Here is a 13,030-nt window from a genome sequence, read left to right on the forward strand (position 1 = left end):
CCCGGCGCCGATTCGCCCGGATCCCAGGGGATCGCGGGGCTCACGGCAGCGGCGGGCGCACCCGGAACGCGCTGTCGGCGCGGAACGCGGCGCTGCCGTCCGCCTGGTCGACCCACAGCTCGTAACCCTGGCGGTGCACGAAGTGGCCGCGGTAGTTGGCGGACTCCAGGAACACCTCGCCGGTGGCGGTGCCGGTGGCGGTCGCGGTCGCGGTCGCGCAGAACGTGGCGTCGCCGCGGAACACGAAGCTGCCCTCGTCGCGGCTCAGCCGGAGCCGCCACGACTGGTGGCGCAGGTACTGCCCGTTCGCCGACCGGAACGAGAAGCACGCCGCGTCGGACAGGCCGGGCACGACTTCGAACGTCGCCGGGCCGGTCGCGGTGACGAGGGCGCCCAGTTGGCCGGTCGTGCCGAGGTACCGCCCGGGGACGGCACCGGACTCCAGGGACACCGGTCCGAGGCGCAGCGCGGCGGGCGGCGCGGACTCCGGCGGGGGTGTCCGGGACGGCGGGGGTGTCCGGGACGGCGGGGGTGTCCGGGACGGCGCGGTCACCGGCGGGGGCGGGGTGTCGGCGCGGCCGGGCCAGGCCACGGCGGCGACGGCGGCGCCGGCCAGGACCGTCACGGCGGCCGCGACCTTCGCGACCGGGACGCCCGCCAGCCACCCGGCCGCGGCGGGCGGCCCGGCCACGACGGCGGGCGGCGTGGCGCCAACCGCACCTGGGCCGAGAAGGGCGCCCGTACCTACGGCAGGAGCGGCACCTGTACCCGTACCGGGAGCGGCGCCCGCACCCGGAGCAGCGCCCGCACCCGCACCCGGCGCAGCGCCCGCACCCGCACCCGGAGCGGCGCCCGTACCCGGCGGTACGGGCGAACAGGCGGCGGACGTGGCGGTCGATGCGGTGCTCGGCAGGCCGCGGGCGGCGAGCGCGGCGGCGAGGGTCACCGGCACGGGCAGCAGCGCGAGCCCGGTCAGCAGCCGCTCCGTGTCCACGAGGTCCTCGGCGGCGCCCGCGCACGTGGCGCAGGACCGGGTGTGCCGGCCGATCCGCTTGCGCCACAACGGGCCGGGGATGCCGTCCCAGTCGGCGACGACGGTGCTCAGCCAGGGGCACCGCGGCCGGGCGTCGAGCGCGGCGACCAGCGCGCGGGCCTGGTCCAGGCGCCGGCGCAGGCGCTGCACCCGCACCGCGGCGTGCGCGACGCTCACACCGAGCGCGGCGGCGAGCTCGGCGCGGCTCAGCTCCTCGCCGACCTCCAGCCACCAGAGCGACCACAGCAGCCGGTCGTCGGGGTCGAGCCACGCCACCGCCTGCCCAGCCTGCCGGCGCTGCGCCGCCAGCTCCAGCCGCAGCATGGTGAGGTCCTCGAAGTCCCCGGCGTCGGGCGCGCCGGCGACGTCGTCCAGCGCCGCCCGCCGCCCGGCGGCGACCCGCTCCCCGTGCAGGAACGTGGCGGCCTGTCGCACGGCGATCGCCGCGATCCAGGCCCGGAAGCTCTCCGGCTCCCGCACCGACGGCAGCTGCCGCAGCGCCCGCACCATCGTGTCCTGCACGACGTCGTCGACGGCGGCCGGATGCCCGGCGAGCGCCCGCCGCACGATCGAGTACACCAGCGGCAGATGGGCCGCGACGAGCCCGTCGAGCGCCCGGTCGTCACCGCCCTGGGCCGCGACGACCAGCGCCGCCTTCCTCCTGCCCGCCCTGCCCATCCGCCTCACCGATGCCCGTCCAGTCAGGCGACCAGCATGCCAGCGCAACCCCGCCGCACGCCACGGCCGCACGCCACCGCCGCACGCCACCGCCGCACGCCACCGCCGCACGCCACCGCCGCACGCCACGGCCCTTGCCCGCCCGGTGCCGCCGGGTCTCCGAGTCGCCGGGCCCGGGCTCAGGCGAGGTCGGCCGAGGCGCCGAGGGGGATGCGGGCGTACGCGGTGCCCGCGGTCTCGTCGAGCCATTCGTCGAACTGGGACTGGCCGATCTCGCTGAGGTTCACGTCGTGGATCGGGAACGCGCGGGCCGGCCGGACCTCGCGGGCGAACGTGATGACCTCGCCGAGCTTGACCCACGGCCCGGACGCGGGGACGAGCAGGGTGTCGACCGGCTCCGCGGGCACGAAGAGCGAGTCGCCGGGGTGGTAGACGCCGTCGACGATGTACCCGACGTTGGGGCAGCCGGGCAGCCCGTCGATGATCTCGGCGTGCCGGCCGCCGACGACGCGGACATCGAAGCCCGCCGCGGTGAACGTGTCGCCGACCTCCACGGGGACCGCCCCGAGCGACGGGGCGAGCGCCGGATGGGTGTAGACGGTGACGTCCGGGTGGGCGGCGAGGGCGGCCGCGTCCACGTGGTCGGCGTGCTCGTGCGTGATGAGCACGGCCGTCGCGCCGGACAGGCACGCCGGATCGGAGTAGACGCCGGGGTCGATCACCAGGGCCAGGTCGCCGGACTCGAGGCGGACGCAGGCGTGGCCGTACTTGGTGAGCCGCATCAGCGCAATCTACCGACGCGCGCCGGGGTGGCCGTGGCGGGTCAACGCCTGGCCGCCGCCTCGCTGCGGATCCACTGCAGGAGCCCGGGGTTCGCCTCGGTGGTGACGACGCTGACCGCGGTGCGCACGAACCGGTCGTCGTCGAGCAGCGCGAGCATGCTGGCGGCCAGGTCCTCGCGGGCGGTGTACATGCCGTCGGCGAACCCCTCGACCATCGTGTACGCCGTGGCCGCCGGCAGGTGGAACAGGCCGCTGGGCCGCACGGCCGTCCAGTCGACGTCGCTGCCGCGCAGCAGCTCCTCCATCCGCCGCATGTCGTCGTACAGCGTCCGGCCGAGGACCCGCGTCAGGTACGGCAGCAGGATCCGGTTGAACAGGAACCCGCCGCCGGAGTACGGGCGCGGGTCGACGCCGGCGGAGGTGACCACGACCACGCGCCGCACCCCGTGCCGCCGCATCGCGGCGACGATGTTGGCCGCGCCGCGCGAGTACACGCTGACCGGCTGCTTCCCGGCCCGTACCCCCAGCGCCGACAGCACCGCGTCCCGGCCCGCGACGGCGGCGTCGACGGCCCGCTCGTCGAGGACGTCGGCGGCGACCACCTCGAGCCGCTCGTGCCGCAGCGGGAACTCGCCGGGCCGCCGCACGACCGCGGCGACGTGATGCCCCGCGGTGAGCGCCTGCTCGACCAGTACCCGCCCGGTCGCCCCGTTGGCGCCGAACACCGCCAGGCGCCTCGACACCCGCATGATGACCCTCCGCTCGCTCGGCCTACGACACCCGAGACGAGACGGCCGGCCCGTCCGTGACACGAGCCTTCACGCGGCGGCTGCGGCAGGTGGTGTACGGCTACCGCCCCGGCTGTCATCGAGTTGCCGGCCCGCGAGGTGGTCGGGCACGATTGCGGGTCGGCGGGTCGGCGGGGACGGACGGGGGCCGTGATGCGGGAGTTTCTGCGGGTGGAGGATCTGCGCGGCCTGGTGGCGGCGCGGTTCGGGTCCGATCGGCGCCTGGTGGCGCTGGACCGGGTGACCGGCGGGTCCAAGAAGGGCGTGTACCGGCTCCGGCTCGACGACGGTCAGGCCGTGATCCTGTACGTCTGGGCCGCCGGCGAGAACTACTGGCCGCCGTCGCCGTCGGCCGTGCCGGACGACCCGTTCACCGACGCGTCGGGCGCCGAGCTGTTCGCCGCCGCGCACGCGGCGCTCACCGGCGCCGGGGTCAGGGTGCCGCACCTGCTCGTGCTCGACCGGTCCTGCGACCACCTGGACGCGGATCTGGCCCTCATCGAGGACGTCGGCGCGGTGCGCCTCGAGACGCTGCTGCGGGACGACCGGGCGGGCGCCGCGGCGCCGCTGGAAGCCCTCGGCGACGCCCTGCGCCGCATGCACACGACGACCTCCTCCTGGTACGGGCGGCTGCTCGGCCCGACCGGGTCCGGGCAGCGACCGGCCGAGGACGTCATCGTCGACCGGGCCCTGGCGCACCTCGACGCCGCTACCGCGCTCGACGGGCGGCTCTCCGCGCACCGGGACCGGATCGCCGCCCACGTGCGGGCGCTGCGCGGCGCGGTGACGGCGCGGCAGTCGTACACGCTGATCCACGGCGAACTCGGGCCCGACCACGTCTTCGTCACCCCCGCGGGCGAGGCCGTCGTCATCGACATCGAGGGACTCACGTTCTTCGACGTCGAGTGGGAGCACGCGTTCCTGCGGCTGCGCTTCGGCGACGACTACCCCGCGCTGCGCCCCGTCGAGCTCGACCCGCGGCGGTTGCGCCTGTACGAGTACGCGCAGACCCTCTCGCTCGTGGAAGGCCCGCTGCGGATCGCCGCCACCGACTTCCCGGGCCGCGACTTCATGCTGGACCTCGCCGAACGCAACATCGTCAAGGCCCTCGCCGCCGTCCAGTAGCGTTGCCCGCATGGACGACTGCCTGCGGCTGGCGCTGCTGGAATGCGACTACACGTCGCCCGTGCGCGGGTCGCTGTCGCGGCAGAGCGTCCAGGACCGGCAGGCCCGCCACGGGGAGCTGCTGCGGGCCCCGATCGCCGGGAGCGTCGGCGAGGCCCGCTGGACCGAGGACGCCCTGCTGCGCAGCGCCGTCCCCGCCGGCACCGACCCGGTGATCCGCGGCCTGGACGGCATCGCCGCCTTCCCCGAACTGCGGGTGCTGCACCTGCCCGCGTCGGCCGTCCCCGACCTCACGCCGCTCACGGAGCTGCCCTCGCTGGCCCTGCTCAGCCTCGGCGTCACCCCGGCCACCGACCTGCGGCCGCTGCTGGACTGCCCGCGCCTCACCCGCGTCGACGTGCCGGCGCCCGCCGCGCAGCATGACGTGCTGGTCGCGCTGGCCGCGCGCGGCGTCCACGTCGACCAGCTGCTGCCCGCCCGCGACGCGGCGCCGTTCGGCAACCCGATCCTCAAGCTCGCCGTCCTCGACCTCCTCGGGGTGCCGCTGCCCCTGCCCGAGCCGTTCGACGAGTACACCCTGGACGACGCCAACCTGACCCGCGTCCTCGCGATCGAGCTCACCCAGCAGCAGCTGGACTCCGTCGAGCGGCTGCACTGGACCGGCGGCGGCTACGACATCCAGCACGCCGTCTGGCCCCAGTGGGACGGCGAGACCGGCGAGTTCGACCTGCGCTCCCTGCGTGGCATCGAGTCCCTGCGCAACCTCAAGCACCTACAGGTGACCCCGCTGTCCCTCCTCCCACCCGCCGACCTCGCCGCCCTACGCGCCACCGGCGTCACCGTCACCGAGCTGCACGGCGGCCATTGACGACCTCCGCTTCGGCGAGATCGTGTCGCAGAAGGGCCACGTCGTGGTACTGGTGGCTGTGCCATCCGGCCTCGGGGCCGCAGCCACGTTCGCTGGGCTGTCGTCGATGAAGGTGATCTCGTCGCTGGGTGCGCCGAGGTGGGCGGCCACCGCGGTGAAGGCGGCCGGGTCCGGCTTGCGGTGGCGCAGGCGGTGGCTGAAGAACAGGTGGTCGAACCGGGCGAACACGTCGGGATACCGGCGGGTCAACGCGTCTTCTTCCAGCGGTCCGGTGTTCGTGAACGGTCGAGCCGGCGGGCGTGATCGAAGTGGAACGCCACACCGCCGAGGTCGACGACGAGGTGCCCGGTGCTCATGGGCGGATCTCGGCGGTTGCGGTGGTCGCCGCGCCGCGGATCTCGTCGAGCAGCAGGACGAGGTCGTCTTCGGTGGTCGCCGGGTTGAGCAGGCAGGCGCGAAGGGCCTCGGCCCCGGCCAGCCGGGTGCCTGTCAGGAAGGCGCGCCCGCGGTGCTGGACGATCGCGGGGATCCGGCGGTTGAGGTCATCCAGCCGGTCGTCCCGGTCGGCGGGGTGGTACCTGAACGCGACGATCGAGGTGCTGACCGGGGCGAGCAACTCGAAGTCGGGGGCGGCGTCGATCATCGAGGCCAGGGTGTGTGCGAGCCGGACCGTCGTGCCGACCAGCCGGACGATGCCGTCCCTGCCGAGGTGTGACATGGTGGCCCAGGTCCGCAGCGCCCGGAACGGGCGGGTCTGCTCGGGGCCGTACTCGGAGAACCATCCGGGCCCGTCCTCGTGGTCGTCGCGCAGGTAGGCGGGTACGAGGCTGAACGTGGCCCGGGTCAACGCCGGATCCCGCCAGAGCACGCATCCGCAGTCGACCGGCACACCGAGCCACTTGTGCGGATCCAGGACGAGCGAGTCGGCCCGCGCCATACCCGCGTAGCCGGCGGACGCGGCGCCGGAGGCGAGCGCACCGAGCGCGCCGTACGCGCCGTCGACATGGAACCAGAGCCCGTGGGCGGCGGCGACGTCCGCGATCTCGTCCAACGCGTCGACGGCGCCGGTGTTGACGGTGCCGGCGCTCGCCGCCACGCAGAACGGTCGCAGCCCCGCCCGCGCGTCACGGGTCACCAAGGCCCGCAACGCGTCGACGTCCATGCGGAACCCGCCGTCCACGGGCACCACCCGCACGTGACGGCTGCCCAGACCCAGCAGCTCGGCGGCCTTCCGCAGACAGCTGTGCCCCTCCGCGGACACGTACAGGACCATCGGCGGGAGACCGTAGAGCCCTTCCTCACGGACGTCGGCGCCGTCCCGGCCCACGGCGCGCTGCCGGGCGGCTGCCAGCGCGACCACGGTCGCCATCGAGGCGCCACTGGTCAGCAGTCCCCCGCCCGGACGGTGCGGGAAACCGACCAGGTCGGCAAGCCACCTCAGCACGGTGTGCTCCAGGAGCACGCCGGCGTGGTCGCCGCCGGCACAGCTCGGGTTCAGGGCGGCGGCGATCGGCGCGACCAGCACGCCGGCCGCGGACGGTGCGGAGTTCACCCAGCCGAAGAACCGGGGATGACCGTTGCCCATCGGGTACGGCAGCACGCGGGTGCGGATGTCGCGGACCAGATCGGTCAACGGCCGCCCTGCCGAAGGCAGATCCTGACCCATCAACCAGGCACGGTCGGCCTCCGTCACCGGTTGCCAGACCGGCCGGTCACGGACACCACTCAAATGATCGGCCGTGACGTCGGCGGCGAGCCGGCCCACCCGCCTCAGCTCGTCCATCACCGCTCCCCGTCTGGCCGGGCCGCGTGCGGCCCGGCCAGCCCGAGATCCATCACCAGGTAGTAGACGCACTCGACGTCCCCGCTGTTGGCGAACGCGTGCCGGCAGTCGCCGGGGAAGTAGACCGAGTCGCCTGCCTCCAGCGTCGATGCCTGACCGTCGATCGTGAGCGTGAGACGGCCCGACTCGACCGCCACGTATTCGCGCGAGCCCGGACGGTGCGGCGAGAACTCCCCGGCGTCGACACCGGGTCCCAGCACTGTGCGCATGAACTCGAACTCGACGCCGGGCAGCACCGGCGAAAGGATGCGCCGCTCCCACCCCGCCGGGTCGCGGACCACCCGTTGTTGTCCGTTGCGCAGCAGCACGAACGCGTTGCCGGCAGGCTCGTCCAGCAGGCGGGAGATCGACGTGCCCAACGCCGTCGCAAGCCTGTCCAGGACCAGGACGGTCGGCGTCTTCGTGCCGCGCTCCACATCCGACACCATGCTGCGGCTCACGCCGCTCAGCTCGGCCAGCTGCTCCAGCGCAAGCCCTTGCGCACGCCGCCGAGCCCGTATCCGCAACCCCAGCTCAGCCATCGACAACCCGCTGGAGAGGAACCCAGCACCACCAGCCACGAATCCACTATAGCGGAGATGTATCCACTATCAAGGAACGCGCCACGACGACCGTGCGACCGGCCGTCGCCGGGAGGGTGCGCTCTGGAGCCTGTGTCCAGCCCGTAGTGATGGGTGGTGCTGGTCGGGCTCGGCGGCGGGTCATGGGCCGAGGGGGTCGACGCTGATGCGGCGTACGCGGCCGTTGACGCGTTTGTGCGGGTCGGAGCCGCTCGCGCGGTTCGGGACGGTTGCTTCGGCGGTCTCGTGCACAGACTGCGAGACGATGCGCCCCGCGGTGGGCTGGGGGTGCCGGCCCACCGGCCGCCGCTCGGGTTGCGGCAAGCCGACGCCGGCAGCGGCGGCCCGAGGACTGCCCACCGCGCGTCGGTGGTATCGGTCGGATACCTCCTCGCGCGAGTGGCACAGCCGCACGGACATGACACGCCGGGACACGGCTTCCCGCCCCGGCGCAGGGCAGGGTGCAATGACATCGCGGGCCCTTGAGGTCCGTTGGTGTAGGAACCCTGGCCACGGCGCCCAGGCGTCGCCGCTGCTCGTGGTGGCTGGTCACGTCCGCCGGGGTGGCGGCACGGGTCACTCGATGGCGTCGATCAGCTTGACCCGCTCGTGGAGGCCGCGGCGCAGGCTGACGGCGCGCTGGAGGGGCAGCGGGGGTAAGCGGAGCTCGTGGTCGCGCCAGTGGACGAGATCGAGGTGGGCGGCGGCGGTCGGGCCGAAGTCGGTCGGGGCGGGCTGGTCGGCGGCGGGGCCGACGCCGCCGACCCACTCCACGCGGGCGCCGAGCATCGCCCTGCCCCACCAGTCGCAGAACCAGTCGGCCGGGGCGACGGGCTCGATCAGGCCGTCCAGCAGCAGGTCGCCGACGCGGTGGGCGTCGGCGGCGGAGACGACCAGGTCGAGGTCGCCCGGGGTGACCGGAAGGCCGCGGACGGCGAGGGCGGCGCTGCCGGTGAGCCACCAGTCGACGCCTGCGGCGTCGAGCCGGCGGCAGACCTCGTCGAGGGCGGTGTCCCACGGGACCGGGTCCAGGCCGGCGGACTGGCGAAGCATCATGACGATCAGGCGGGCGAAGTTTTCCCAGGCGCGGTCCAGGTGCGGGGTGTCCGCCGGGAACCGCTTCAGCCAGACGCCGTCCTCGCGGGTGAAGCCCGCCTTGCGCACCGCGGGGACGAGGGGGTCGGCCACCTGCGTGAGCCGGAACTCCGAGTGTGAACCTGTGTCATGCCGGACCGCCACCGCTTCCATGCCGTCGATACCACCACACGGGTATGACAAAAACGCCGAGGGCGATCGTCGCGGCCGCGCAAGCGAGGAGGGTGGGGCGGGCGCCGAGCAGGGCGACGAGCGGGCCGCCGAGCATCGTGCCGAGCGGGACCGCGAGCACGAGGACGGCGCCGTTGGCGGCGAGGACCTGCGGCAGGTCGGCGGCGGGCGTGGTGCGCTGGAAGAGCGCCATCGACGTCGCCATGTACGGCGCCCAGATCGCGCCGGCGAGCGCGAAGCTGCCGATCGCCACCGGGGTCGGCACGTCGAGGCCGAGCGGCAGCATCGCGGTGCCGAAGGCGAGGACGATGCCGATCGTGGTCGGCCACAGTGACAGCCGTCGCAGGTATCCGGTGACGAGGCCGCCGAGCAGCGCCCCGGCGCCGAACGCGGTGTAGTAGGTGCCCAGGAGCGTCGCCGAGCCGTGCAGGTCGGTGGCGACGTGGATCGGCATGGCGACGTAGAACGGGCCGAACAGGAAGAAGAACGCGAACGACAGGGCGAGCAGGCCGAGCAGCGTGCGGTCGTGCCGGATGGCCGCGAACCCGGCCTTGGACGACGAGCCGTCCGCCGCGGGAGCGCCCGGCGGCACCGCCAGGCGGTAGGTCAGCGCGAGCACCGCGAAGGTGGCCGCGTCGATCGCGATGACGGTCGCCGGGCTGGTCCAGCCGATGAGCAGCCCGGCGAGCGGCGGCCCGGCGATGGTGGCGCCGTTGGCGATCGTGGTGAGCACGGCGTTCGCCGGCAGGTGGTGTACTGGCGGCAGCAGCTCCGCGACGAGCGTGTAGTGCCCGGCGGATCCCCACGCCGCCAGCAGGGACGAGACGGCGAGCAGCGCCACGTACAGCGGCAGGTGCAGCGCGCCGAGCGCGGCGGCGAGCGCGATCGCGCCGAGGGCGGCCGCCCGCAGGATGGCGTTCCACCCGGCGAGCTGGGCGCCGCCACGGTGCCGGAGGAACCGGCCGAGGAGGACCCCGCCGGCGGCGCTCGGCAGCGAATACGCGGCCACCGCCACCGCCACCCAGGTGCCGCGGTGCTCCTGCGGGGCGAGCTGCAACGCGAGCCACGTGACGGCGACGAGCGACATGCCGTCGCCGAGCGCCGAGACGACGAGTCCGGGCAGGATCCGGCCGAGCTTCGGATGGCTGACGACGGGCCAGTACGGCGACGAACGGACTCCGATGCTCATCCACCCACTCGACCGCGCCCGCAGCCATCGATCAAGGGCAGTTCACCGGCGGCGGAATCCGCCCACAGCCGAACCGCGCCCGACGCAGCCCACCGCGGAGCCGGCGACCGACGCGGCCCACAGCGGAGCCGCGACCGGCAAAAGCCCACAGCGGAGCCGGCGGCGGAATCAGCCCGCGGCCGGGTCGGCGGAGCCGTCCGCGCGCGCCGCCACCGCGGCCTGGATGCGCCGCAGGGTGCGCAGGGCCTTCTTCGCGGCGACGTCGACCCGGCCGTCGAAGACCGTGGCGGCGTGGTCGGTCGCCATGAGCCGCTCGAGGATCGGGGCCGCGGACGAGTCGCCGGTGGAGCCCAGCGCGACCGCCGCCCAGTACCGCACGTTGGGGTCGGCGCTGGTGGCGGCCTCGGCGAGGCGGGGCAGCACGGCAGGGGTGAAGCGGGCGAGGTTGCTGGCGATGTAGCCGATCCGGGCGAAGCGCCGGTGCTCCAGCTCGTGCCACAGCGCCTCGAGCGCCTCTGGCCCGCCGATGTCGGCGAGGGCGTCGGCGGCGTACTGGCGGGGATGCTCCTGCGGGTCGCGCAGCAGCGGCGCGAGCGCGGGCACGACGGACGCGTCGCCGAGCCGGCCCAGGGCGCGGACGGCCTGCTCGCGGACGTTCCAGTCCCGGTCGTCCAGCAGGTCCAGCAGGGTCGGCACCGCCTCGGTGAAGCCTCCGGCCGCGCAGCCCATCGCCGCCCACGCCTGGCAGTTGTAGCGGGTGTCGGCGAGCGCCGCGAGGAGCGGTTCGCGCAGCGACGCGTCGACGAAGTCGTCCGCGCGGTTCAGGGCTCTGGTGTACAGCGAGCGATGGTGATCCTGGTAGTCGCGCACGACGGCGCGGACCGTCTCAGCCGCGGCAGGGTCGACGGGTGCCCGGTCAAGCAGCTCGTACAGCAGCTCCTCGCGGTCTTCCAGGGTGCCGGAACGCAGATCCACCGGCCACACGCTACACACGTCTCACAGCGGGGCGGCGGGGCGGACCAGCCCGGACTCGTACGCGACGACGACCGCCTGCACGCGGTCGCGCAGGCCGAGCTTGGACAGCAGGCTCGAGACGTGGGTCTTGACGGTGTGCTCGGTGACGAACAGCTCCGCGGCGATCTCGGCGTTGGACAGGCCGCGCGCGACCTGGCGCAGCGTGTCCAGCTCGCGCGGGGTGAGGGCGGCGAGCGGGGCGAGCGTCGCGACGACGGGTGCCCGCTGGCGCAGGACGTCGGCGATCAGGCGGCGGGTGACGGTCGGCGCGAGCAGCGACTCCCCCGCGGCGACGGTCCGCACGGCGGCGACGAGCTCCGTGCGGTGCATGTCCTTGAGCAGGAAGCCGGAGGCGCCGGCGCGCAGCGCGTCGTAGACGTACTCGTCGAGGTCGAACGTGGTGAGGACGAGCACGCGCGTCGCGGGTGAGCAGGCGCTGATCTCCCGGGTGGCGCCGATGCCGTCGAGGTTGGGCATCCGCACGTCCATGAGGACGACGTCGGGGTGGTGCGCGCGGGTGGCGGCCACCGCCTCGACACCGTCGGCGGCCTCCGCGACGACGGTGATGTCGGGCTGGGAGGACAGGATCATGCACAGGCCGTCACGCACGAGGGCCTGATCGTCGGCGACCACGACATTGAGCACAGCCGTCAACCTACCCGCGCCGGCCCAGCACACCGCGGCCGCCAGCAGCGCGGCAGAACACACCCGCCGCCGCGCCCGGAAGGCAGACCAGCGGCCATCACAGACCGCCCACCGATCAGGCCGCCAGCAACACGGACGCCGCAGAACACAGTCAACCCACCACGGCCGGCAGGAGCGCGGACACCTCGAAGCCGGGGCCCGGCTCGGCGGGCCCGGTCCGCAGGGTGCCGCCGGCCGCCGCGACCCGCTCCGCCATCCCGGACAGGCCGTGGCCGCCGGGTTTGGGGGTGCCGCCGCGGCCGTCGTCGCGGATCCGGACGCGTAAGGACGGGCCTTCCGCGGCCAGCTCCACGGCGACGTGACGCGCACCGGCGTGCTTGACGGCGTTGGTGAGGGCCTCCTGCACGACCCGGAACGCGGTCGCGCCGACCTCGGCGGGCACGGGCGGGACGGCGTCGCGGGTGAGGGTGACGTCGAGGCCGGTCCGGCGGGCACGCTCGACCAGCGACGGGACGGCGTCGAGGCCGGGCGTCTCGGGGCGCTCGTCGCGCAGGACGCCGAGGGCGTGGCGCAGCTGCACGAGCGCCTCGCGGCCGGTGCCGGCGATCGCGTCGAACGCCGCCTCGGCGCGCGCCGCGTCGGTGCGCACGACGGACGCGCCGCCCTCGGCCTGCACGACCATCAGGCCGACGGAATGGGCGAGGACGTCGTGCATGTCGCGGGCGATCCGCGCCCGCTCGGCGGTGGCCGCGCCGGCCTGCTCCTCGGTGAGGCGCAGCGTGCGCTCCTCCAGGAACGCGATCCGGTCGCGGCGGGCCCGCATGCCGGTGCCGAGCGCATAGGCGGCGACGAACATCATCCCGACGTAGGCGAAGGACGGCGGGCTCTCCTGCGGCACGACGAGGGACACGGTGACCCCGATGGCGGTGCCGGCGGCGGCGAACAGCCGCCATCCGGGCGTGGCGAGCTCGGCCCAGGTGTAGGTGGCCACGAGCTGGCCATAGGGCTGGTCGAACAGGTGGTCGGTGACCGAGAGCCAGGTGGTGCCGACGCCGCAGGCGAGCGCGACGAGGATCGGGGCCTGCCGGCGCCACAGCAGCGGCACGGACGCGACCAGGGCCAGCGCGACGTCCAGCGTCGTGCCCCACAGCACCGCCGGATACACGCTGGCGGCGGTGACCGCGACGGTGATCAGGATGTCCACGGCCCGGATGCGCATGGCAGCCATTGTCAACGGCA

Annotated in this window: 13 protein-coding genes; 2 read left to right on the forward strand and 11 right to left on the reverse strand. The window is 74.5% G+C overall.

The genetic code is table 11. The features are described 5' to 3' along the window. Positions 1-40: 40 nt before the first annotated feature. The 3 genes from AB0J72_RS21805 to AB0J72_RS21815 all read right to left on the reverse strand — a co-directional run bounded on the left by AB0J72_RS21805 (position 41) and on the right by AB0J72_RS21815 (position 3,242). Positions 41-1,711, reverse strand: coding sequence for a sigma-70 family RNA polymerase sigma factor (locus AB0J72_RS21805; RefSeq protein WP_363401384.1), 1,671 nt, complete (start codon positions 1,709-1,711; stop codon positions 41-43). 179 nt (positions 1,712-1,890) lie between these two features. Continuing rightward, entirely contained in the window at positions 1,891-2,493 is a 603-nt protein-coding gene (locus AB0J72_RS21810) for an MBL fold metallo-hydrolase (RefSeq protein WP_363401386.1), read from the reverse strand. Between the two features lie 41 nt (positions 2,494-2,534). After that, positions 2,535-3,242 (reverse strand): NAD(P)H-binding protein, encoded by a 708-nt coding sequence (locus AB0J72_RS21815; protein ID WP_363401388.1) that lies wholly within the window; start codon positions 3,240-3,242, stop codon positions 2,535-2,537. A gap of 189 nt (positions 3,243-3,431) precedes the next feature. Between AB0J72_RS21815 and AB0J72_RS21820 the strand changes: the two genes are divergently transcribed. After that, positions 3,432-4,406, forward strand: coding sequence for an aminoglycoside phosphotransferase (locus AB0J72_RS21820; protein ID WP_363401390.1), 975 nt, complete (start codon positions 3,432-3,434; stop codon positions 4,404-4,406). Positions 4,407-4,416: 10 nt separating this feature from the next. Then, positions 4,417-5,274 carry a hypothetical protein gene (locus AB0J72_RS21825; protein ID WP_363401392.1) on the forward strand — a complete coding sequence of 286 codons (858 nt, stop codon included), beginning with the start codon at positions 4,417-4,419 and terminating at the stop codon, positions 5,272-5,274. Here AB0J72_RS21825 and AB0J72_RS21830 read toward each other — a convergent pair. From AB0J72_RS21830 to AB0J72_RS21865, 8 genes are all read right to left on the reverse strand, one after another. Beyond that, positions 5,227-5,523 (reverse strand): HAD-IA family hydrolase, encoded by a 297-nt coding sequence (locus AB0J72_RS21830; RefSeq protein ID WP_363401394.1) that lies wholly within the window; start codon positions 5,521-5,523, stop codon positions 5,227-5,229. The two genes, AB0J72_RS21825 and AB0J72_RS21830, sit on opposite strands and share 48 nt — an antisense overlap. A 103-nt stretch (positions 5,524-5,626) precedes the next feature. Then, positions 5,627-7,057 carry a pyridoxal-dependent decarboxylase gene (locus AB0J72_RS21835; RefSeq protein WP_363401396.1) on the reverse strand — a complete coding sequence of 477 codons (1,431 nt, stop codon included), beginning with the start codon at positions 7,055-7,057 and terminating at the stop codon, positions 5,627-5,629. Next, on the reverse strand, positions 7,057-7,638 hold the full coding sequence (locus AB0J72_RS21840) for an XRE family transcriptional regulator (RefSeq protein WP_363401440.1): 582 nt from the start codon (positions 7,636-7,638) through the stop codon (positions 7,057-7,059). The genes AB0J72_RS21835 and AB0J72_RS21840 overlap by 1 nt, the downstream gene beginning before the upstream one ends. Positions 7,639-8,253: 615 nt before the next feature. After that, the gene (locus AB0J72_RS21845) at positions 8,254-8,865 is read right to left on the reverse strand and encodes a hypothetical protein (RefSeq protein WP_363401398.1); all 612 of its coding nucleotides are present in this window, start codon (positions 8,863-8,865) and stop codon (positions 8,254-8,256) included. A 34-nt stretch (positions 8,866-8,899) separates the two neighbouring features. Continuing rightward, positions 8,900-10,132, reverse strand: coding sequence for an MFS transporter (locus tag AB0J72_RS21850; RefSeq protein WP_363401400.1), 1,233 nt, complete (start codon positions 10,130-10,132; stop codon positions 8,900-8,902). 168 nt (positions 10,133-10,300) lie between these two features. Next, the gene (locus AB0J72_RS21855; protein WP_363401402.1) at positions 10,301-11,107 is read right to left on the reverse strand and encodes a HEAT repeat domain-containing protein; all 807 of its coding nucleotides are present in this window, start codon (positions 11,105-11,107) and stop codon (positions 10,301-10,303) included. A 21-nt stretch (positions 11,108-11,128) separates the two neighbouring features. Then, the gene (locus AB0J72_RS21860; protein WP_363401404.1) at positions 11,129-11,791 is read right to left on the reverse strand and encodes a response regulator transcription factor; all 663 of its coding nucleotides are present in this window, start codon (positions 11,789-11,791) and stop codon (positions 11,129-11,131) included. Between the two features lie 151 nt (positions 11,792-11,942). Then, positions 11,943-13,010: a sensor histidine kinase gene (locus AB0J72_RS21865; RefSeq protein ID WP_363401406.1), complete on the reverse strand. Its 1,068-nt coding sequence runs from the start codon at positions 13,008-13,010 to the stop codon at positions 11,943-11,945. Positions 13,011-13,030 lie beyond the last annotated feature (20 nt).

Origin of the sequence: Dactylosporangium sp. NPDC049742 (assembly GCF_040674675.1) — a bacterium.
GTDB lineage: Bacteria > Actinomycetota > Actinomycetes > Mycobacteriales > Micromonosporaceae > Dactylosporangium > Dactylosporangium maewongense.

Excerpts from the sequence above, each read along its gene's own strand:
- AB0J72_RS21805 (WP_363401384.1), bottom strand. The coding sequence starts at position 1,711 with ATGGGCAGGGCGGGCAGGAGGAAGGCGGCGCTGGTCGTCGCGGCCCAG.
- AB0J72_RS21815 (WP_363401388.1), bottom strand. The coding sequence starts at position 3,242 with ATGCGGGTGTCGAGGCGCCTGGCGGTGTTCGGCGCCAACGGGGCGACC.
- AB0J72_RS21825 (WP_363401392.1), top strand. The coding sequence starts at position 4,417 with ATGGACGACTGCCTGCGGCTGGCGCTGCTGGAATGCGACTACACGTCG.
- AB0J72_RS21840 (WP_363401440.1), bottom strand. The coding sequence starts at position 7,638 with ATGGCTGAGCTGGGGTTGCGGATACGGGCTCGGCGGCGTGCGCAAGGG.
- AB0J72_RS21835 (WP_363401396.1), bottom strand. The coding sequence starts at position 7,057 with ATGGACGAGCTGAGGCGGGTGGGCCGGCTCGCCGCCGACGTCACGGCC.
- AB0J72_RS21865 (WP_363401406.1), bottom strand. The coding sequence starts at position 13,010 with ATGCGCATCCGGGCCGTGGACATCCTGATCACCGTCGCGGTCACCGCC.
- AB0J72_RS21810 (WP_363401386.1), bottom strand. The coding sequence starts at position 2,493 with ATGCGGCTCACCAAGTACGGCCACGCCTGCGTCCGCCTCGAGTCCGGC.
- AB0J72_RS21850 (WP_363401400.1), bottom strand. The coding sequence starts at position 10,132 with ATGAGCATCGGAGTCCGTTCGTCGCCGTACTGGCCCGTCGTCAGCCAT.